This window comes from Acinetobacter sp. LUNF3, assembly GCF_022699605.1.
GTDB classification, from domain to species: Bacteria; Pseudomonadota; Gammaproteobacteria; order Pseudomonadales; family Moraxellaceae; genus Acinetobacter; species Acinetobacter johnsonii.
The window spans coordinates 407,974-429,320 of record NZ_CP093968.1 but is presented as its reverse complement, the minus strand read 5'-3'; the positions used below and the strand labels follow the sequence as shown (position 1 = coordinate 429,320).

Sequence of the window (21,347 nt, the reverse complement as noted above, 5' to 3'; positions counted from 1 at the left end):
GCGCGTCATGTGCAATAAAAAAAGAGCAACTAAATTGCTCTTTTTTTATGCCTTTGTTCTCATAAAAATAAGATAATTCAAATGATTCATCACTTTTATTCATAGATATTTCACTGGTCACACCGCTTAAATTTCGTTATAAATAAACCCATAATTTTTATATGTCTTTATTTTTCTCTTCCATTGGGGTTTTGCCATCATGAAATTTTCTTGCAGTCTTTTCGTACTCAGCAGTTTATGCGCCTTCTCCTGTTTTGCAGCCACCGATCCTTTGGTCGGCAAATGGAAAACCATCGATGATAAAACAGGATACTCTCTCAGTGACGTCTTGATTGAAAAAGACAAAAACAATAGCTATAAAGCAGTCATCGTAAGTACGCGCGAAATTCCAGGTGCGGTAAAGATAGAAAACTGTAGCAAGTGTGATGGTGTCAATAAAAATCAGCCCATCGTCGGCATGACAACGCTCAGCCATTTGCAGTTAGACAATGCCAAAGATTCGACCTATAGCCATGGACAGCTCCTCGACCCTTTCACAGGGCTACGTTATGACGCATATGCACGACTCAGCAACAATGGTAAACACTTACGAATTCGAGGGACGTCCACCGAAAATGGCGGTGGGCGCAACATCACATGGGTCAAATATTAAGTATCCCTCATCCATCAAAGCTCCTTTCATCGGGGCTTTTTTCTTGTCATGTTTTGAAACAATAAGGAACATATCTTTACTGTTGAAATCTGCTGAAAGACTGAATAATGATTAAAACTTAATCAATTTATTTAAACTTATTTATGCCGAAGAACCATTATGAAATACTCGGTTTAACGCGAGATGCGACAGCCGAACAAATTAAAAAAGCCTATCGAAAATTGGCACGTAAGTATCATCCCGATGTCAGTAAGGAGCCTGATGCTGAAGCACGTATGCAAGAATTGAATGTCGCCTATGACACCTTAAGTGATGAAACAAAAAAAGCAGAATATGACTTTGAACTCGATCATCCACAAGGCTCACAGCAATTCAACCCCAATGCAGGCTTTGGTGGTTTTGAAGAGGCATTTCGGAATACCCAAGGCGGACAACAGGCACATGATTTTTCAGGATTTGAAGACTTATTTGGGCGTTTTGGTTCAGGTTTTGGAGGATCAAACTATCAATATCAACGCCAAAATAGCACACGCCATAAAGGCGAAGACCAACATGCACGTTTAGAGGTCGATCTTGAGGTTGGATTCCAGGGTACCACCCAAACCATTACCTTACAGATTCCCACTTTAAATGCTTATGGTGAAGCAGAAATTCAGCGTAAAACGCTGGAAGTTAAAATCCCTAAAGGCATGAAAGAAGGGCAACAAATTCGCTTAAATGGTCAAGGACAGTCAGGTATTCAGGGCGGTGAAAATGGCGACCTGTATATCGAAATTTATTACAAAGATACGGAGACCACACGCGTTGAAGGAGTTGATGTCTATCACCAACTGAATATCAGTCCTTGGGAAGCCGCTTTGGGGCAAAGCATTACCGCCGCGCTACCCAATGGTCGGACATTACAAATTCAAATTCCGAAAAATGCCAAAACGGGGCAGCAACTCCGTTTAAAAGATCAGGGGATTCCAGCCAAAACGGCAGGACATTTATATTTAATTTTAAACATTGTTCAACCTCCTGCGCAGAGTGAGCAAGAACAGCAAGCCTACCAAGCCTTTGCTGAAGCCTTCCCTCACTTTAAGCCGCGTCAGTCTTAAGGAGAAAATTATGACGACTATTCATTATCGTGAAATTATTTTAGACGGATGTCGACACGCTGAAATTGTTGATGAACAACATAGCTTTGACTTAAAGCATTTTGCTGAAGCCTGCGGACAAAGTCCTGAATGGGTTTTACAGCTGTTGGAATATGACATTCTGCCTAACCGACCCGATAACCGCATTCACCAATTTTTTGGTGATGATGTCTCACGTGCACGACGAGCCTATCGCTTACAACGTGACTTTGATGCCAGCTTTACTGCAGTCGCAATGATGCTGGATTTGATTGAGGAAGTTCAAAAACTTCGTCGTGAAGTAAAACATTTACATCTCACTGACCCAGTTCAAACGACTCAACACTAGTTCTATAAAGAAAGATTGGCGCGTGCCTTTCTTTCTTTTTTTTATTTTTGAATAAGAGGATTAGACGGCAACCATGAAACTCAAAGTTTGTAATAAAAAGACTAAGCTCATGTTTCCTGAATACCGAGACATGATTCAACAGCTTAGAGAAGACAATCCGCATTTTTCTAAAATGTTTGACGACCATGAAGCTCTCGATCAGGAAATTTGTTTACTCGAACAAGACCCTGTCAGGATTCATCGTGGAGAGATTGAGCCCCTCAAACGCAAAAAGCTGTTCATTAAAGATCAGCTTTACCGGATTTTAAAAGGAGCCCAGTTAAAAACCTCTTAAATTAAATCTCCCTGCGACGCCCACATATCCGAATAATAAATTGAACAAGGATAGCGTCAGCATATAAAGAAACACCTTAAAGCCCATTTGCTTTAATGGTCTATGCGGAAAATCACCGAATTATTTTAATTTGGTGATTTTCTCTAAATCTTTGATGGTGCCCTTCACGGTTTGCTTGATCGGCTCATAATCGATAAACCAAAACAAATTCATATGTTGGTCCGCATGCTGTTGTGCCAACATATCAATGACACTTTTTTCGCCACGCCCGACCAAATGACGTCTATAAAAATAATACAGCAGAATCAATGTCGTCATTAACATGATGCCCAACATGATCCAAAACCCTGTTGGGGACTTCAGCCCCGGAATAAACTCGAAGTTCATACCATACACCCCTGTCAACAAGGTTAGCGGCGCAAAAATCGCGGTAATAATGGCTAAAATCCGCATGTTTTCATTGGTTTGATTGGCAATGGCTGAAAAATGTAGATCGATAGCTGCTTGCACTGCATTTCTCAAGCGAATGGTATGCTTTTGAATACGTTCAATATGACTGGTTAAATCATCGACACGTACCAACATGATGTCTTGTTTTTCGCTACGCTTTTTCCCTTTCAAGTGCGAATAATTATCGACAATTTCATCACGCAATTCCTGCAAAGTCTCGATTTGTTCTTCGCACAAATTTTCCACTTGTTGGAAAGCCATATTCTCTTGCAACAGTTGATGCCACTTGGTAAAACGACGATGGCCTTGTAAAAGCTCTTGCTGCCAAAACTCCACTCGACGCGTCAGCGGAACACGTAAATCAAGATAACCATCTACCATATTATTGAGCAGTCTCAAGGTCAAATCTAAAGGCGTTGCGGGTAATTTTCGTGGTTTATTATGTTCTTCAATCGGACGGCTCAACACCGTTTCCATACGCTGAATATAGCTTTCAACTTCTTTATTGCCCTGCTCTCTAACCGTAATCAAGACTTGCGGCGTAAGCATAAAGCTAATCGGGGTCGTCGCCAGACCAAAGACCCGTTCATGTTTTTCAGCCGCTTGCGTATCAAGCTTGATTTGATCATCAGGTGTGATCAGCTTACGAAAGATCAGCAAGTCGTAATCTTCCAAAGTGTCAAAGGCACAAGGGTGTTCTAAATTGAGAATATCGCGCAGATGATATTCATTCATCCACAGTCCCGTTGCCGCATAAATGTCCTGCTGCCAATGTTCTGCCCGATTAACCACATCGTCACGGCTACACTCCACCCAAATAAACTCGGCTTCCTGCTCTGCAATTGGCTGTTTCTGCACATAGGTATGCTGTGCGGTGGGATGTTGATAGAAATAATAGCTTTGCATATCTCATTTATTATTGTCTGTCTTAGCCAGCATGATGCCATAAAAAAAGCCCTGAGCAAGCCAAAGTTTACATTGGCCAAGCTCAGGGCTTTTTAAGACAACTCAATTCACATGGCAAACACCATGTGAATTGACAAGAGATTAAACTTGTTCGATGTCTTTCATTGTCAATTTGATACGACCACGGTTGTCTACATCCGCAACTTGTACCTTAATTTCTTGACCTTCTTTCAACACATCTGCCACGTTTGCAATACGCTCGTTCGAGATTTGTGAAATGTGAAGTAAGCCATCAGTACCTGGAAGGATGTTTACAAACGCACCGAATTCAACGATACGAATGACTTTACCGACGTAAATCGTACCTGGTTCAATTTCAGCAGTCAGTGCTTGGATTTTTGCAACTGCAGCAGCAGCAGCAGCTTTGGTTTCACCAAATACACGAACGGTACCGTTGTCTTCAATATCAATAGCCGCTTTGGTTTCTTCGGTAATAGCACGGATGGTCGCGCCACCTTTACCAATCACGTCACGGATCTTGTCTGGGTTGATGTTGATCACTTGGAATGTCGGTGCATGCATTGAAATTTCAGGGCGAGCACGTGAAATCACTTGGTTCATTTCATTCAAGATATGCATACGGCCCGCATACGCTTGGTTCAATGCCGCTTCCATGATTTCTTCAGTGATACCTTCAATTTTGATATCCATTTGAAGTGCAGTAATACCGTTCGCAGAACCGGCTACTTTAAAGTCCATGTCACCTAAGTGATCTTCGTCACCTAAGATGTCAGAAAGAACTGCGAAACGCTCGCCTTCTTTCACTAGACCCATTGCAATACCTGCAACTGGCGCTTTCAATGGAACACCTGCATCCATAAGTGATAATGAAGCACCACATACTGAAGCCATTGAAGATGAACCGTTTGATTCAGTAATATCCGATACAATACGAATTACGTACGGGAAGCGATCAGCCGCAGGAAGAACCGCTTGAACACCACGACGCGCCAAACGACCATGACCGATTTCACGACGCTTAGGACCAGATTCACGCCCCGTTTCACCGACAGAGTATGCAGGGAAGTTATAGTGCAACATGAAGTTGTCAGTTTTAGTACCAGCTAGGGTATCAACCATCAACGCATCACGTGTATTACCCAAAGTCGTGGTTACCAACGCCTGAGTTTCACCACGTGTGAATAATGCAGAACCGTGTGCACGGCCTAATACGCCCACTTGAACATCAATGGCACGAACAGTTTTCGTGTCACGACCATCAATACGTGGTTTACCAGACAAAATGTTGTCACGTACCGTACGGTATTTAAGGTCTTCGAATAATTCGTCAACTTCAGCAGCAATGCCAGTTTCATCATTTTCAGGAACGAACTGAGCAACAGCTTCTACGTGAAGTGCATCTAATGCTGCGTAACGGTCTTGCTTAACAGCAATTGTATACGCTTCAGAGATTTTCGCTTCGAATGCTTCTTTCAATTTACCAAGAAGTTCTTCGTTTTTAACTGGAGCAACCCAAGTCGATTCAACCGCACCCGCAGCAGCAGCAAATTCTTTAATCGCTTGAATTGCGATTTGCATTTCGTCATGACCGAAAAGTACAGCGCCTAACATTTGGTCTTCAGAAAGCTCTTTCGCTTCAGATTCAACCATCAATACAGCAGCTTCAGTACCTGCAACCACAAGGTCAAGATCGGATTCTTTAAGCTGTTCTAAAGTTGGGTTAAGGATGTATTCACCGTTGATTAAACCAACACGTGCGCCTGCGATTGGGCCTGCAAATGGAACACCAGCAATAGACATCGCAGCTGAAGCACCCAACATTGCAGCGATATCGCCTTCCATGGTTTTGTCAGAAGAAATAACAGTCGCTGTTACTTGGATTTCGTTGTAGAAACCTTCTGGGAACAATGGACGGATTGGACGGTCAATAAGACGTGAAATTAAAGTTTCAGCTTCAGACTGACGACCTTCACGCTTACCGTAACCACCTGGGATACGACCTGCAGCATATTGTTTTTCTTGGTAGTTAACAGTCAATGGGAAGAAGTCTTGGCCTGCTTTTGCTTTTGGTTGAGCAACGATTGCAACAAGAACCTGTACACCACCCATGGTGATCACAACAGTGTTTGCTTGACGAGCAACACGACCAGTTTCTAAAACAACCGTGTGTTGACCATATTGGAATTCTTTACGAATAATATTAAACATAGACATGTATTTTTCTTTCCTGATTTTTATTCTAGTGGAGACCCCTAAGGTTTGGCATTCACATCGCCATTTCAGGCAACTGTATAAATGACAAAGCTTAGAAGCCGACCTCACCAGAGACTAAAAATATGATTTTAAGACACAAAGAAGGAGCGAAACATTCGCCCCTTCCCCATTACCTCACAGAAGCAAGGTAGACTTTCTTTTTCAGTAATAAAGCATTCAAAATGCGATAGTCCGAAAATAAAAGTTTAATCGAATTAACGACGTAAACCTAAAGCAGCAATCAAGTCGCTGTAACGAGTAGCGTCTTTACCTTTAAGGTAATCAAGAAGCTTACGACGTTGGTTAACCATACGGATAAGACCGCGACGGCTATGGTGGTCGTGTTTGTGCTCTTTGAAGTGACCTTGTAAATCATTGATTTGAGCAGTTAAAAGAGCTACTTGAACTTCTGGTGAACCAGTGTCGTTTTCAGCGCGAGCAAATTTAGCAATGATCTCTGCGCGATCTGCGTTTGTTAAAGCCATTCGATTTCTCCGAGATGCTTATAAGTTACATTTGATACAAATCAAATTGATTCTTCAAAACCAAGTTGACTGCCGTGCATCACTACAGCAAGGCATTATTTTAAGGGATCTAGCGCTATATTGCAAAAATGTTTTATGTTCGCAGTCAATTCGGCAACTGACGGCTTTGCACAAATCATGCACAATCATGACAATTCTGATTTTCAATATCAGACTCAGACCCAATAAAAACGAAAAATAGAGAGAAATTTGTGAAAATTTTATCTGCCAATACCTGTTATGTCCCGCATGACCTCAACCACGTGATTCGTTCTAAAGATGAGGTCTCCGCTACCTTGGGTGGCATGAATGACGCACAAATTCAAAGCATTTGGGCCAGTGTAGAGTCCCTATATAAAACAGGAAACTACCCTTTCATCAGCCTCTGTTTACGTCGTCAGGGACAAATATTGTTAAACCGCAGCATTGGTTATGCGCAAGGCAACTCAGCCGATGGTTTAGCGGCAGATGCGAAAATTGGCACACCCGACACCCCAGTTTGCTTATTTTCCGCCTCTAAAATCGTTACAGCCATGCTGATTCATATGTTGGATGAACGTGGTGATCTGAATTTACTCGATCCGATTAGCCACTATATTCCCGAATATGGCGTAAACGGTAAACGTCATGCCACCATTTTCCATTTGCTCGCTCATCGTGGTGGCATTCCTCGCATTGACAGCAAAGTCACGCCTGAACTGTTGTTTAATCAAGATCAAATTTTAGAACGTCTTTATGCGGCACAACCCGTTTCAGCCTCAGGCACACATCTGGCGTATCACGCCGTGACGTCAGGTTATATTTTAGGGGAAATTATCAAGCGGGTAACAGGTCAAACGGCCCGTGAATTTCTTGCCGAAAATATCGAGAAACCCATGGGCTTAGATTACTTTAACTATGGTCTAAAACCTGAGTATCGAGCGGATGTCGCTTTAAACTATGCCACAGGTCTACATCCACGTTTAGGCACAGACCATTATCTTAATCGGGTACTGGGTGGTGGTTTACAGTTGGCGGTCGATGTGACCAATGATGTGCGCTTTATGGACACGATTTGCCCAGCAGGCAACATTTATACCAGTGCCGAACAAGCTGGACGTTTCTTTGAAATGCTCTTGAGTGGTGGCGAATACCAAGGCAAACAAATCATGAGTGCCCAAACGGTATTTCGCTCGACCTTGGCCACGTCAGGAGTCAGTTTAGATCGGACATTATTAGTCCCGATGCGTTATGCCTTAGGCCCAATGCTAGGGAGTAATCCTATTGGGTTATTTGGACCCATGACTGGGCAAGCCTTTGGACATCTCGGGTTTTCCAATATTCTCTGTTGGGCCGATCCAGAACGTGATATTAGCGTATCGCTATTAACCACAGGAAAATCTGTCGTCGGGACCCACTTACCCGCTTTAGCGAAAACGCTTTATCAAATCTCAAAGAACTGTCCCAAAATCTTAAAGCACCAACGTCGCTCCTTATTTGCAACCGATCGAAGCGAAACAAACTTAGTCTGAGCATAAAAAAAAGCCCAAGTAAACTTGGGCTTTTTTGCGCTGTAGTGTTCTTTTATTTTTGTTCTTGTTGTTTTGGTTATCATTATAATAATGCGCTTTTCCGCGTCTTGTATTAAACATTCCATGTTTAATCATTTACATCCTTATGTGACAGATTTTGCCACATCACACAGAAGAAAAAAGTCGTATTTCACTCATCTTCATGTAAGCGATTGCTTACATAAACTCCTCATTTTCTCCATTATTTAACCTAAACCTCTCTAAAAAATGCAGTATTAAAAATTTAATAAATAAAAAAACAAGAACTTAAAGGCATAAGAACTAAATTTAAAAAAGCATAAGCCGTGCAATACGGAGACAGTATCTCTTCAATATTTAATCTATAACTGTATTTTATGCTTCGAGGAATGAATGGCTATTTTTTGTCACATTTTGCCAATTTATCAGATATAAAAAAGCCTTGTAGTCTCTCCCAAAACTACAAGGCTTAGCGGCTGTAAGTTTCCTCTTTCACCTACTTCACTGTAAGTTCGCTGTCTACTGACGTTATTATTATCTTTTTGCGATTATACTCAACATTCCGTGTTGAGCTCTTTATGTGAAGCCATCTTCTCAAAATCCTCAGCAAAGCTCTATGCGCAAATCTCCTGAATCCCTGTAAGCCATTTCGTACAAAACTCCTATTTGTTTATTAAATCTTCACAATTGAATTTGTTGATTAATTTTTCTTGATAGACCACTTTCTCGGGTGGTTCGAGTCACCATAGCATGTACGAATGCATCGGCATCGACCAGTAAACTGACCACTTTTTTCGCCCGCGTAATTGCGGTATAAATCAACTCTTTACTGAGTAATTTTTCAGCCTGCCGATCTAACACCACCGCGGTATGAGTGAACTCAGAGCCTTGAGATTTGTGAATGGTCAGCGCAAAAGCCGTTTCAATATTTTTGGGTAATCGTGTCGCAGCTACCCATTTATCCAAGCTGGGGAAATACACCTCAAACTGCAACTTACCTTGTTGTATACGATGTAAACACAAGCCAATATCGCCATTCGACAAGCCCAACTGATAGTCGTTATAGGTCATCATCACAGGACGGCCCAAGTACCACTCACCCTGCTTGATTTGTTTTGATTGTTCTAATAGACGTTGCTCGATTTGCAAATTGAGCTGTTTTAAGCCGAAATGGCCGTGACGTATGGCGGCCAAAATACGGTAATCATCAAAATGTTGAATCACTTTGGGCACGAGAGACTCATTAGGATTTTGCTGATATTGCTTTAAAGCCTCGACATAGCCCTGAAAGCCGAGCATCAGCAGATCATAATAATGTTGTAACTGCTCTGCAGATAATGCTTGCTCAGGCAACAATTCGAGTTGTAGATAATCGACCTTGACCTGATCCAACTCAACCGCTTTCAACGTCGTGGCATGTACCACTTGCTGTTGAAAAGTGTGCAATACGCTCTGTTTTTCGGCAGGATGCGTCGTTAAGTCAAAACAAGATTGCTGTTGAATAAATTGTGCCAACTTTCCAATTCGTGCATCTGATTTGAAACGACGGCTATTGACTAAATTGACTCTATTTTCAGCCAAAGCTGGAACCTGTTGTAGATCGGCGAGCACAGAGCCGACATCGACCGAAGCCAACTGATCAGCATCTCCCAATAAAATCAAATGGGCTTGATTCGGCATGGCAGCAAAGAGCATCTGCGCCAAATTTAAATCCAGCATGGATGCTTCATCAACGACAATCACATCATAAGGTAAAGGTTGTCTGCTATGAAAACGCGGTTGCTGCGTATTCCCAAGACCCAAAAGTCGATGTAGCGTCACAGGGTTTAAGTTTTTCAAATCTGGGGTAACTAAGTCTTGTAACTTTTCATCCTGAAAAGAGTTTTGCAGGGCTTCTTTCATGCGCTGCGCCGCCTTACCTGTCGGTGCAGCCATCGCAATACGAATATCAGGTAAACTTTGCTTGAGCACCGTAATAATACGCGCCAAGGTATAGGTTTTCCCTGTGCCCGGACCACCTGTAATGATCGCGAGCGCCTGCTCAGCCACCATAGCCAAAGCCTGTTTTTGGTGTGGATCTTCTAGTAAATGGGCATAAGCTGAAATATCCACTTGCGTTAAGTTTTGTAGTTTTAACCGCGCCACTTGCTGGGCCAAGGACTGCTCTAAAGCCCAATAACGATACAGATATAATTGCTGCTGATCGTAAACAAACGGGGCTTTTTGTTGCTGTGCCTGCTGTTCATCCATCACCAAATCATCTAAGACTGTGACGGCTTGAGCTGCAACCGAGATACAACTCTCACCGCGTAGCATGGCTTCAAGGACCTGTTGAATCATTTCACTTCGGGTTTCGGTGAACCCTGTTTTACTCAGTGGTGACTGTTGAATAAACTGACTCCAACGCGTTAACCATGTGTCTACCACGGCAGCCTGATCAATACTGGCTTTATGAACATTTTCCACACGGTTATCCTCAAAGTTATCCACAACTTAATTCTTTGTTTATGAGTGACTAATTTCACTTAATTCAGAAGTTTTGCCTACATGATTTTCAGTAGAAGTATCCTCAGCAAAATGACCCAAGATGGCATCCAATCTTAAAATAAACTCTGGGCTGGCACGCCAACTTAAAACCCCTTGATTGGGCTGCCCATTCATCCCTCTCAAATAAAGATAACTCGCCTGACCAAGATGTTTTTCAATGTCATAGTCCAGCAAATTCACTTTTAAATAGCGATGCAAAGCCACCAAATACAAACCCGCCTGCAACCAATAACTGGCATGTGACATATTCAATTGGATTGCGTCATGATTGTAGCTCTGCTGATCCGCCCCTAAGAAGTTACTTTTATAATCGGCGATGTGATAACGCTGACCATCAAAATAAACCAAGTCTATCGAACCTGTCAGATAACGAGCAGAATTGGCTTCATTTAAGTCGAGTAGATCAATGCCGTATTCTTGAAATAATGCCTGTATGCGTTTAATCGCCAGCACATGATCGGACAATGACAAATAAAAAGGAAATTCAGCCAAGTGTTCATCGACTTTAAGCTGCTTCAACTGAAAACCTGCATGCAAAGGCGTTTCTAGCACATCTGCTAACCACTCTTGCATCCACAGCACCAATTGAGTTTCATCATCCTGTTCAAACTCGTGTTGATATTTGACCAATAACTCTTGCCACAGTAAGGGACTATCATTTTTAAAACGACGATGAATTTCCAGTCCCCAGTCACCCGAGTCCTGAAAGTCAATATGCTCGAAAATTTCGTGCAGGAAGGTTCCCGCAGTCGTCCCCATTGGAAACTGCCGTTTAATCCACGCCAAAGGCTGACTCAGCTCCACATCTTCAAGCACAGGATGATTAATCTCGTCATCCGCACTGCCCACTTTCTCGCTCAAAACTGCTAAGGCATCCATTGCCTCTTTGCGACTCAAATGCTGTGCTAACGCACTAAAACTGGTTTTGGACCGTGGATAAAAACGCTGTTCAGGAAAGGCCAAGGCTTGCAGTTGAATGATCTCTTGCTGCTGGGCTGGCTGTAAACGGATCGGCTTTTCGGCCAATAATGCTTCATCACCACTGGCAGGATGCTCAAACAGATTACCTGCTTGACCACGCCAAAATGCCAATGCCGTATTTGATTTATATTCCTGATCTTGCAGTAAGGCATACACGCGGTGACTGGCGCGGGTCAGTGCGACGTACCATAAGCGATGCTGTTCTGCTTCGGCTCGCTCATTGTGTTGATCAATCGCGGCTGGGTCTAACAGGTTGGCATCATTTACCGCTACGATGCGCTGTACCTCGCTCCGCCCTGTCGTCGGATTGATCTGTTCCAGAGTTGAAAAGTTTAAGGTTTTATTCATTTCCTTAAAGTCTTTGTCAGCACCCAGCAAGAACACAATTTTAAACTCTAGACCTTTGGACTGATGAATGGTCATCAGCTGTACGCCTGTGGCATTGGAGAGTTTGCGTTCCAACTCCCACTCACGTTCCGCAGGCAAATGTAACTGTTTTAGATACCAATGATACAGTTTCTGCGCACCTTGGAACTGCTCACTATGTTGGCTCAACAACTCAGTCAAATGCCGTAGATTGACCACCGTCCGTTCGTTGTCTCGGCTTTGGTAAGCCACCAAGTTTTTCCACACTTTAAACAGGTTTAAAGCGTACTGCCATGCACTTAAAAAGCCTTTATTGATCCACATGTCGCGGATGTCATCAAAATCCGCCATAAACTGGCTCAAACCGTTGGCTTGCTTTTCCAGTTCTAGTAACTGTTTTAAATCAATCGCCAACAGCCGGCTCAAAAGCGCACGGCGAACCTTGGCTTCATCAAAAGGATGCATCATTGCGGTCAATAACGCACCAACATCTTTCGCGACCTGACTTTCAAACACACTGCGTTTAGACGGACGGTTGACCAAAATCCCCAAACGCTCTAGTTCAAACTGAACTTTGTCCAAGCCATCATGGTTTTTCGACAACACCGCGATATCATTTGCACCCATAAACTGTGGCGGATCATCTGCCACATACAGTTGCTGTTGAATGCCTTGGTTGATTAAATCACGAATTTTCCATGCCACTTGTTGAGCTTCATTTTTTTTGTCTTCAAGTAACAGCCAGCGCAGCGGTATATGGTTTTCACCCTGTGCATCGACCAAAGCGGGATGTGGTCGAGTCCCTGCTTCTACAGGCTGGTAATAGACCTGCTCACCAAAGTCCTGTTGGCGTTGAAATAAAGCATCCACCACCTGTACCAACTTTTGCACAGAGCGATGATTATATTTCAAACTATACTGCTGACCGTGTTTTGCCAAAACATCTAAACGTGCTTTGTTATAGGTCAGCATGTCACCCCCACGAAAGCCATAAATGGCTTGTTTCGGGTCACCGACCATAATCATACAGCCTTGAGGATAACGCTGTGCATCACGCCAAATCCGCGCCAACATGTCATCTTGGTCTTGGTTAGTGTCTTGAAACTCATCCACTAAAATGAGCGGATAACGTGCCTGTACAAACTGAGCAAAGCGCCTGCCTTGTTCGCCCTGTAAGGCTTCTGACAAGGTACGGATTTGCTGGGCAAAAGTCGTTTCACTCTTTTGCAGCAAGACTTGTGGTAATCGCTTTTTCACCTCAGAACTTAAGTGATATTTTAAATACGCATCCAGCACATCCAAATTGAGCTCTAGCTCTGCCAACGCCGCTAAGAAACTGCGGACCTGTCGCCACACAGGATGCTGCTCAAACTGTTCCAACACATCTACAGCACATTTGTTTAAGACTTTTTTCGTCGTGAGGTCGGTCAAATGTTTTAAGGTTTTTTCAAAATGTGGCGCAAATAAGGCATAAGCCCGCTGCTCTTTCAGCGCAGTCAAAAAAGCAGGTAAGTCCTGACATAGAATGCGTTGCATCAAAGCATCGGTGCGCCACTTCTTCCCCAACACCGCATGATATTGCCCTTCGGGGGCATAATAGTCGTTCAAGCTTTCAATCTGCGCCACATCCAACGCGGTAAATTGATCAATGGCCTGCTCAAATTGCGTCAAATCAAGCACAGGTTTTTCTACCTGTTGAAACTGTGCCGAGGCAAAGTTCAGACTATTTTCAACAATTGGCACATAAGCCTGTTCGGTTTTTAATTTTTGTTTTAACAGTAAATAATTCACCACAGGCTGCGGCTGTGCCTGAATCCACTCGCGTAATACGTCATGAATGAGCTGCTGAGTATAACTCTGCGCATCATCGGTAATATCCGCACGCTCAATCTTGCCACTTTCAAAAGAAAACTCACGCAGTAACTTTTGACTAAAACTGTCCAGTGTCCCGACAAATAACTCATCTAACTGGTCAATCACCAACTTCAAGCGCTCTTGGGCAAAACCGACCCGCTGTGCGTAGTCTGTGAGCACTTTGATAAAAAGCGGATCTTGTTCAGCGGCAATTTTGGCCTGTATTTCTCGCTCTGTCAGACTCTGACAACCTTCAAAATAACTTAAAGTTTCAATCAAACGTGCCCGAACGCGACTTTTCAGCTCCGCAGCGGCAGCACGGGTGAAGGTGGTTGCAATGACCTGATTCGGCAAATAGGCCCCAAGAAAAATACGCACCATCAAACTGGACAAAGTAAAAGTCTTGCCTGTGCCTGCTGAAGCTTCAATCCAATGCAAGCCCTGAAAACTCATATCGGCAATGGGTTGATAAGACATGTTCGATGTAGAGGCCTGAGACTGCGCTGTCATGACTTAGTCCTCAAGGCTTTGCTGATGCAAAAAAATCGGATGATATAGTTCATAAGAAAACTGCTCACAGGCATGGGCAAGTAATGCTTTGGCATCCTGCTCTTGTAGAATAAACTGCCAGTCGCGGTGTGCTTTATTGCCTTCGTTTTCAGTCATTGAAAAACCACTAAAGCGACCATCTTCTTCCCACACTTTATAAATGGCGTCCATGTCCGCAATCACCATCTGTTCCTGATCATTCAGTTGCCATTCATGCGTTTTATCTTTTTCTGCAATTTTCAGTAACAAGGCCGCAGGTAAAACCAAAGGCTGAGTTTGTGCATACTCCCATGCTTTCAACCAAGGTTTGAGCCATTCACGCGCCTGATTTGAACTCACACCAGTACATAAAATGGTTCGGTCACTAAACACCACGATGCGTTGATATTGCTGTCCGCCCTCTCCCAAATTGACATAAGCCAGCCACAGTAAATACTCTAACCAAACTTTGGCACGGCGCTTTGCTCTGGCACTGGATGCTTCTACACTGACCCATTTTTCAGCACTGTATTTAGCTAGGGTGACATTGATCTGTAAATGCTCACTCACCTTCCAGACTTGTTGGGTCGTGGCTGTGGCCTCAGGTGCATAACGTTGTAAACGTGCCAGCAAGCGCTGCTGCTCAAGCACGCTCATTTGCCAGACCCCATCTTGCACTTTACCAATCGGCAGTTGATCCATCAGAAGATTGGCATCCGCTTCTGCTTCATGTTGTTGTAAAAAATGGCGGATGGTATAACCTCCTAAACCATCGAGCAGTAACGGCTCTTGCGTTGCAGGAATCTCTTCTGGTTTTAAGTTTTCCACGCCTAAAGTCTTGAGATACAGTCGTGCAGGGAAAGTGATATCTTGAATCCACTGCTGACTGTCAAGAACTTGAATGTCTTGCTCTAATTTTGGATAAGGCGTGTTGACCCAACTACTCCGTTGTCCTGATGCATGTTGCAATTGTTTCGCGACCTGAAACCATTGATCTTGAAAACGAATACTGTGCTCAGATTCAAAACCACGCGGATCAAAAGGCAATAAAGGATGAACATGATACAGCGATGCCAGCTGTGCGGGGACAGTCACACCATGCTGATCAACCGTTGCGTTGGCACTCTTGGTCTGTGTGTCAGGCCGCACAATGAAGGCCATATGCTGAATCAATTCTTGTAACACTGTAGACGGATCACGGACTTCACCATCGTTGATATCAAAGCCATTATAAAATAACCATAAGTTCTCTTGTGCCAACAACAAGGCATCTAGAAAAGCCCCTTGATCATCTTCCAAACGGGAACGATCCCCCAGTTGTGGCTTCAGCAAGTCCATCAGGTCAAAAGGCAAATGCGCACTACGGTTGGGAAACTTGCCACTGTCCAAGCCCAACATCACGATCAACTTATACGGCACAGGTCGAATCTGGCCAATTTGACTAAACGTGATCTGCCCCGTGGGTTCTGCATAGTCCAGTTGCGCTTCTAAGGTCTTTTGGATTTCTTCTAATACATAAGGCAAAGGTAAACTTAAACTGCGCAGTGCATGATGGTCGTGTTCGTCATAGAAACTCGCCAAGGTCAGCATACGTTCTTGTTTTTTGACCATATTATACACCGTGGCCAAAGACTCAACACCCGCAGCTTCAAACTCGCGAATATCCTCCATCAAACGATTCAGCCAAGTTTCCGCAGTCGTCCGTTGTCCGATTTCATGCGCGATCATCCACTCGGAACGGTGTTTAAAATCCTGATAAATTTCAATCAAAACACCAATTAGCTCAAAATCACTCGACTGGACTTGAGCATAGCTTAAGGTCTCATGAAACAGCACATGCTCTGGTACAGCAACGCCTAAAGCCAAACGATCTAAAGCAAACTTCAGACTATAACGATAGTCTTCATCCCCTTTGGCCAAACTGCGTTTTAAATGTTCAGCATCCAATCCACGCTTAAAGCCTGCGTTGATCAACAGCTCCGTCATGCGCTCGATCATATTCATGTCTAAGCCATAACGTTGCTGCGTTGCATTTAAACTGAGCCAATCGGCAAAGTCCTCAATACTGAAACGTCCTCGCACCAAGACCATCCGTCCCAACACAGCACGCCATGCATTTAAGGCATCGAGTTGAGTCACGCCGGCCAGCTTAATCGGCAGATAAATACTGTCTTTACTCAGTTGATGGCCCTTTTTCAAAGCCTCACGCTCATGGGGAGGAGGTGCAAAAACACTGCGAATAAAAGGTTCTAGCTCAGTCAAACTGGGCGTCAACACTAAAATATCACTTGGACGTCGTGGTGCTTCAGCCGTGCCCTGAGCCAACCAATGCGTCAGTTGATCTTTGAGGACTTCAAGCTGTCTAAGGCTGGAGTGACAGACATGAATCTGTATCGAATCATCTTGTTCAGCCAAAGCATACTGATGCTGCGTAGGTTCTACCAAATACAGCACATCGGACTGAATTTTACCGAGTAGAGTTTCTGGATATTCATCGACAAAGACATCGGCCCATACGCCATCTTCACCTGAAGAAAGGTTGGAAAGTAAAGAGAAATGGTCGCGCGCTTGTTTACCAAATCGGGTCAGTAAAGGATGGCGAGACTCTCGGGTTTCTGCATTAAAATTGAGGGTAAACTCATCAAAAAACTGCTGAATCTCTGCATCATTGGCATTTGGATTTTTTTCAATAAAACGCTGCTTTACCCGTGCGTCATAACGCGCTTTCCAATTGGGATCGACACTGTCCGCCCAGTACTCTTGTGATGGGTTATAGTGAAAAATAAAGATATCGAGGTATTGCCCCAATCGATGCAAAAACTCCAATTGCTTTGGCGGTAAATCTAAAACAGTAAACACCACCAACTGCGCAGGCAACTTTTTCAGTGCAGCGTCTCGGGTCTCTGCTTGATCGAGTAAGTTCCAAAATGCAGTATCAATACGCTGAATTTGTTCAAAGTCAGCATGGAATACCACTTGCCAGAGCCAACGCTGCCATGCTTCCAATTCATGCGCTTGATTAAGCTGAAAAGCACTGAGTTCTTGCTGAGTTTTAAAAAACATCTGCTCCAAATCGAGCGGCTGGTTTTTACCCCATGCTTGCAACCAATTGGTCTGGCAACGGCAATTTTGCGCTGGACAGCCTTTGGTGCAATGCCCACGATAGTCCATATAAAAACTAAACAACCGTGAAACCTGCTCCGCGACCCAGTACAGCATGCTTTGTTTTTTGAGCTGTTTATCGATGCCTTGTTGCAAACGGTCGGCACTGGCATAGATCCGCTGAATAATCGAAAAAAGCGGATGAGCAACCTCTAAAGGATTCAGCTCGGCTTGTATAAATTCTTTTAAGGCTTGAAAGACACGCCATTTAATAATCAATCGCGGAATATTGGCTTTACGAACCTCATCTTTTTGATCGACCAAAACCCACTGATAAGCCGACCATTGAAAACCACGAATACGATGATGAAACTGCGTGTTGGCACTGATGCCCTGCTGTTCCGCCAACTTTTGTGTTAGCCACGCCTCAACCGCAGGTGAAGGTACAATAAAGTGCTGTGCTTGCAGCACTTGAAAGGCATTTTTGGCCGGTTTAAAGACGGTTTTTTGCATGGCTTGCAATAGAACATCAATACGCTGACTTTGTATTACGTGTATTGCCATGTTTCCCCTCAAATGACCGTCTTATGAAAAATCTACAAAAGCACACAGATTATTGACTATACTTCTGGTTCTGTCTATGTCACTTTGATGACATATTTCTATTTAAAATTTGCTTTAAAATACGCACTTTAAGCAAAACTAGAATCAATGTGAATCAGGATATTTTAGGGTTTAGAAGATGAAATTAGAGCATATTCCAGAAAAAATTGATCCCTCTTTAAATTTAGAACAAATCCGCGAAGAATGTTTGGACTTAGTCAAAAAGCGTGCCTATTTTTCCGCAGGTGCTGCGGTTATTCCAGTCCCTTTCCTTGATGTGGTGATTGATGTGGGCATATTGTCGCAGTTGATTCCCGAAATTAACGCCCGCTTTGGTTTAACCCCAGAGCAAGTCAGTGTCTACGACCCAGAAACCAAGCAAATACATTGGTCAGAACTTCGTAAACGTGGCGTGGAGTTCTCTGGACTGGTGGTGGCACGTACAGCCGTGAAGAAATCACTCAACAACATGGCAGCCAAATACATCACCAAACAAGTCACCAAATTCATCCCCTTAGGTGGACAAATGATTGCGGCCAGCTTGGGTTATGTCGTGATGAAAAAAATTGCGGAAACCCATGTGGAGGAGTCGTATAAGCTCGCCAAAGGCATTCAACTGAAACAAGCCGCTGAACAAGGTGTGCCTGTTGCAGCGCCAGTGACCCAAATTCCCTTAAGTTAAAGAACTAAATCTGCCTCTATAAAAAAACGGTCAAATGACCGTTTTTTTTTAAGTTTTTTAATCGGTGTCGCGATCCGCTTTGAGCTGTTTTAAAATTGCCCTTAAGACTTCAATTCGGGCCTGTTGTTTATCATTGGTGGAAATAATATACCAAGGCGCATAACCTGTATCGGTATGTGCAAACATATCTGCGGCTGCCTTTAAATAGTCATCCCATTTGTCGCGATTGCGCCAATCTTCTTCGGTAATTTTAAAGCGTTTATGCGGGGTACTTTCACGGGCTTTAAAACGCGCCGCTTGTTCATCTTTATCAATCGCCAGCCAAAACTTAATCAGTACGGTTTGACTGTTGCTGAGGTTTTTTTCAAAACGATTGATTTCCGCATAAGCGCGTTGCCACTCCACCTCGGTTGCGAAGCCTTCTACCCGTTCTACCAAAACGCGTCCATACCACGTTCGATCAAAAATAGTGATGTCATCCGACTGCAATTTGCTCCAAAAACGCCACTGGTAAGGACGGCGTAACTCATACTTTTCAGGTGCGGCAATGGTATGAATTTCATATTCTCGCGGGTCGAGCTTTTTCACAATGCGCTTAATCGCCCCCCCTTTCCCAGCGGCATCCATACCTTCAAAAGCGATCACCACTTTACGGTCATCACAGCGGATGGCATCGGCCACTTGTTTGGTGAGTTTTTTTAACTCTGCTTTATAGTTTGCATCCTCAGCTTGAGGGGCTTCAAACTGAGTCAGAATATCTGGTATCGGCGCTTGCTGCCATTTTAATGCGGCCTTTTTTTCATGCTCTGGACAGTGACGCAGCGCTGTTAAAATCGCTTGTGCAAAATTGTGATTACGCAAATCCTCATCTTCACCATCAATGATTTGCCAGTCGTCGGTGAAGCGCGCACGTAGCTTTTGTAAGGTGTCATATTGTTTTTTATTGCGCCAGTCTAGCCCATGCAACTTATGCCAATGCACTTCGCTCGGGTCCATATCATCCAGACGCTTTTGCAGAGACTTCCACGACAAATCGAACCAAACTTTTAAGACATCTACGTTGTTGTTTTTTAAGTCCTGTTCAAAAGCCCGCATATTGCTGACATATTCATCAAACAAAGTGTCGTCCAAAGGCTTTGAAGCATGCATAGCCGTAGCCAACAAGTCCCCATACCAATTACCAAACCACACCATAATTTGCCCTTCGGCAGGTACAAATCGAGTATAGGGTTGCCAAAAAGGCTGTTTTAGATTAAACAAGTGCGGTGGATCGGCTTTGACATATAAAAAACGCGGATCGACCCATTCGCGCAGCTGTTTCACCGCTTCGCCTTTACCCGCAAGTTCAATTCCACTGACCAAAATCACCAAACTTTTTGCATTGCTCTGATCACGGGTATTCATCAACGCATATTGCGCTTCAATTAAGTCCAGTGAAAGCTGTTCTTCGTTCAGCACTGTACTGGCGATCGTTTCTGTATCCATGGCCCCCTCCTTTTTTCTATTTAATCAAATCACTAGATCCTAAAAGATGATGGTCTAGATGATTTTCATACGCGTCTTTTGACTACTTCTACATCAAACTGACCACAAATAAATAGTTTTTTTGTCACTTTGTCATAGCGAGTTCCGTCATCACGCACTAAGATTTAGCTATCTTTAAATAGAACTGAGACAGCAAATGTCCAAACTCGCCGCCCTCGATGAGCTTTTAGAACAGTATTACCAATTGCATTATCATCAAGATTCGGTGCTCTTCCAACGTTTACAAGATGTGCAAGTCTGGCAAAAGCAACGGATGCAACGCACGCATAACCGTGCTTTCGCAGAAAAACAGAACCTCTTGATGGCCGAGTATTTTATCAACCGTTTATATGGTGGCCCAGATTTTGACGCTTTGGCAGGACAAATTGCGCGCTTGAGCAAATATGCGCATAAAGCGGAGAAATTAATTCCTGAAAATGCCATTAAAACGGGTACCTCTGGGGTTGAGTTGGCGATTTTGGCGGTGCGACTGGATGAACAAGTGGCGATGCAATTGCTGAAAGATCACCATCCTTCCGAAGCCTTAAGCGATGATTTGATGCGCCAAGCCTACTTAAAACTAGAACAAGGCGAAGAACGCTTGAAACAGTTGTATTTACTCGATCAATTAGGTAAGAACCTCGATAAATACATGCGCTCTTTTATGGTCTATACCGCTTTTAAGATGTGTAAAGGGACGGCCAACAAATATAACTTCAATGTCATGTATGAATTTATGCAGGATGGCTTTTTAGCCATGAAACAGCTAAAGTCGGCAGAGAAATTTGTGAAAGACTTTACTGCGGTGGAACGTCAAATTATTGATAAAGTCCATGCGGGACATTTGTATCCTTTTCAGTAAATTTCAACGAATGACTTGATAAAAATAAGCCAGCAGCAGCTTTGCTCTGCTGTTTTTCTGTATATTATTCAGCACAATTGCATGATGGTTACTGTACAACGTCCTAGAATCTGTCATCATGCATGCACTGCAACATTTACCCTATTGCTATGTTAGGAGTGACTC

Annotated in this window: 14 protein-coding genes; 7 read left to right on the top strand and 7 right to left on the bottom strand. The window is 43.5% G+C overall.

The window, feature by feature from the left end; translation table 11 throughout:
- Positions 1–199: 199 nt before the first annotated feature.
- The 4 genes from MN200_RS02030 to MN200_RS02015 all read left to right on the top strand — a co-directional run bounded on the left by MN200_RS02030 (position 200) and on the right by MN200_RS02015 (position 2,450).
- Positions 200–652 (top strand): DUF2147 domain-containing protein, encoded by a 453-nt coding sequence (locus MN200_RS02030; protein ID WP_242759995.1) that lies wholly within the window; start codon positions 200–202, stop codon positions 650–652.
- A gap of 143 nt (positions 653–795) precedes the next feature.
- Positions 796–1,749: a DnaJ C-terminal domain-containing protein gene (locus MN200_RS02025; protein ID WP_242759994.1), complete on the top strand. Its 954-nt coding sequence runs from the start codon at positions 796–798 to the stop codon at positions 1,747–1,749.
- Between the two features lie 10 nt (positions 1,750–1,759).
- Positions 1,760–2,116 carry a chaperone modulator CbpM gene (locus MN200_RS02020; RefSeq protein ID WP_058868814.1) on the top strand — a complete coding sequence of 119 codons (357 nt, stop codon included), beginning with the start codon at positions 1,760–1,762 and terminating at the stop codon, positions 2,114–2,116.
- 73 nt (positions 2,117–2,189) lie between these two features.
- Positions 2,190–2,450, top strand: coding sequence for a YdcH family protein (locus tag MN200_RS02015; RefSeq protein WP_004692664.1), 261 nt, complete (start codon positions 2,190–2,192; stop codon positions 2,448–2,450).
- 120 nt (positions 2,451–2,570) lie between these two features.
- On the opposite strand, the gene MN200_RS02010 is transcribed toward MN200_RS02015, so the two are convergent.
- The 3 genes from MN200_RS02010 to rpsO all read right to left on the bottom strand — a co-directional run bounded on the left by MN200_RS02010 (position 2,571) and on the right by rpsO (position 6,565).
- On the bottom strand, positions 2,571–3,806 hold the full coding sequence (locus MN200_RS02010; protein WP_004978806.1) for a magnesium transporter CorA family protein: 1,236 nt from the start codon (positions 3,804–3,806) through the stop codon (positions 2,571–2,573).
- Positions 3,807–3,947: 141 nt separating this feature from the next.
- Positions 3,948–6,035 (bottom strand): polyribonucleotide nucleotidyltransferase, encoded by a 2,088-nt coding sequence (pnp, locus tag MN200_RS02005; RefSeq protein ID WP_171457158.1) that lies wholly within the window; start codon positions 6,033–6,035, stop codon positions 3,948–3,950.
- Between the two features lie 260 nt (positions 6,036–6,295).
- Positions 6,296–6,565, bottom strand: coding sequence for a 30S ribosomal protein S15 (gene rpsO / locus MN200_RS02000; RefSeq protein ID WP_004692669.1), 270 nt, complete (start codon positions 6,563–6,565; stop codon positions 6,296–6,298).
- Between the two features lie 251 nt (positions 6,566–6,816).
- On the opposite strand from rpsO, the gene MN200_RS01995 reads away from it, so the two are divergent.
- On the top strand, positions 6,817–8,115 hold the full coding sequence (locus MN200_RS01995) for a serine hydrolase domain-containing protein (protein ID WP_242759993.1): 1,299 nt from the start codon (positions 6,817–6,819) through the stop codon (positions 8,113–8,115).
- Positions 8,116–8,814: 699 nt separating this feature from the next.
- Here the strand turns inward: MN200_RS01995 and recD are convergent.
- Genes recD through MN200_RS01980 form a run of 3 tightly spaced genes read right to left on the bottom strand, consistent with a single transcriptional unit; the run spans position 8,815 to position 18,075 of the window.
- Positions 8,815–10,599, bottom strand: a complete 1,785-nt coding sequence (gene recD / locus MN200_RS01990; RefSeq protein ID WP_242760502.1) for an exodeoxyribonuclease V subunit alpha — start codon at positions 10,597–10,599, stop codon at positions 8,815–8,817.
- 39 nt (positions 10,600–10,638) lie between these two features.
- Positions 10,639–14,391, bottom strand: a complete 3,753-nt coding sequence (locus MN200_RS01985) for a UvrD-helicase domain-containing protein (protein WP_242759992.1) — start codon at positions 14,389–14,391, stop codon at positions 10,639–10,641.
- Positions 14,392–14,394: 3 nt separating this feature from the next.
- Entirely contained in the window at positions 14,395–18,075 is a 3,681-nt protein-coding gene (locus MN200_RS01980; RefSeq protein WP_242759991.1) for an exodeoxyribonuclease V subunit gamma, read from the bottom strand.
- Positions 18,076–18,253: 178 nt separating this feature from the next.
- On the opposite strand from MN200_RS01980, the gene MN200_RS01975 reads away from it, so the two are divergent.
- Positions 18,254–18,796, top strand: a complete 543-nt coding sequence (locus MN200_RS01975; protein ID WP_004692676.1) for a hypothetical protein — start codon at positions 18,254–18,256, stop codon at positions 18,794–18,796.
- Between the two features lie 57 nt (positions 18,797–18,853).
- Here MN200_RS01975 and MN200_RS01970 read toward each other — a convergent pair whose 3' ends face one another.
- Positions 18,854–20,281 (bottom strand): phosphate--AMP phosphotransferase, encoded by a 1,428-nt coding sequence (locus MN200_RS01970; protein ID WP_242759990.1) that lies wholly within the window; start codon positions 20,279–20,281, stop codon positions 18,854–18,856.
- Positions 20,282–20,477: 196 nt separating this feature from the next.
- Here MN200_RS01970 and MN200_RS01965 point away from each other — a divergent pair, with 196 nt between their 5' ends.
- A complete protein-coding gene (locus MN200_RS01965) occupies positions 20,478–21,182 on the top strand; it encodes a hypothetical protein (RefSeq protein ID WP_242759989.1) in 705 nt (234 codons plus the stop codon).
- Positions 21,183–21,347 lie beyond the last annotated feature (165 nt).

What these genes read in the sequence shown, in the direction of transcription:
- MN200_RS01965 (WP_242759989.1), top strand. Translation starts at nt 20,478, where the DNA reads ATGTCCAAACTCGCCGCCCTCGATGAGCTTTTAGAACAGTATTACCAA.
- rpsO (WP_004692669.1), bottom strand. Translation starts at nt 6,565, where the DNA reads ATGGCTTTAACAAACGCAGATCGCGCAGAGATCATTGCTAAATTTGCT.
- MN200_RS02020 (WP_058868814.1), top strand. Translation starts at nt 1,760, where the DNA reads ATGACGACTATTCATTATCGTGAAATTATTTTAGACGGATGTCGACAC.
- MN200_RS02030 (WP_242759995.1), top strand. Translation starts at nt 200, where the DNA reads ATGAAATTTTCTTGCAGTCTTTTCGTACTCAGCAGTTTATGCGCCTTC.
- MN200_RS01975 (WP_004692676.1), top strand. Translation starts at nt 18,254, where the DNA reads ATGAAATTAGAGCATATTCCAGAAAAAATTGATCCCTCTTTAAATTTA.
- MN200_RS02025 (WP_242759994.1), top strand. Translation starts at nt 796, where the DNA reads ATGCCGAAGAACCATTATGAAATACTCGGTTTAACGCGAGATGCGACA.
- MN200_RS01970 (WP_242759990.1), bottom strand. Translation starts at nt 20,281, where the DNA reads ATGGATACAGAAACGATCGCCAGTACAGTGCTGAACGAAGAACAGCTT.
- MN200_RS01985 (WP_242759992.1), bottom strand. Translation starts at nt 14,391, where the DNA reads ATGACAGCGCAGTCTCAGGCCTCTACATCGAACATGTCTTATCAACCC.
- MN200_RS02010 (WP_004978806.1), bottom strand. Translation starts at nt 3,806, where the DNA reads ATGCAAAGCTATTATTTCTATCAACATCCCACCGCACAGCATACCTAT.
- MN200_RS01980 (WP_242759991.1), bottom strand. Translation starts at nt 18,075, where the DNA reads ATGGCAATACACGTAATACAAAGTCAGCGTATTGATGTTCTATTGCAA.
- MN200_RS02015 (WP_004692664.1), top strand. Translation starts at nt 2,190, where the DNA reads ATGAAACTCAAAGTTTGTAATAAAAAGACTAAGCTCATGTTTCCTGAA.
- pnp (WP_171457158.1), bottom strand. Translation starts at nt 6,035, where the DNA reads ATGTTTAATATTATTCGTAAAGAATTCCAATATGGTCAACACACGGTT.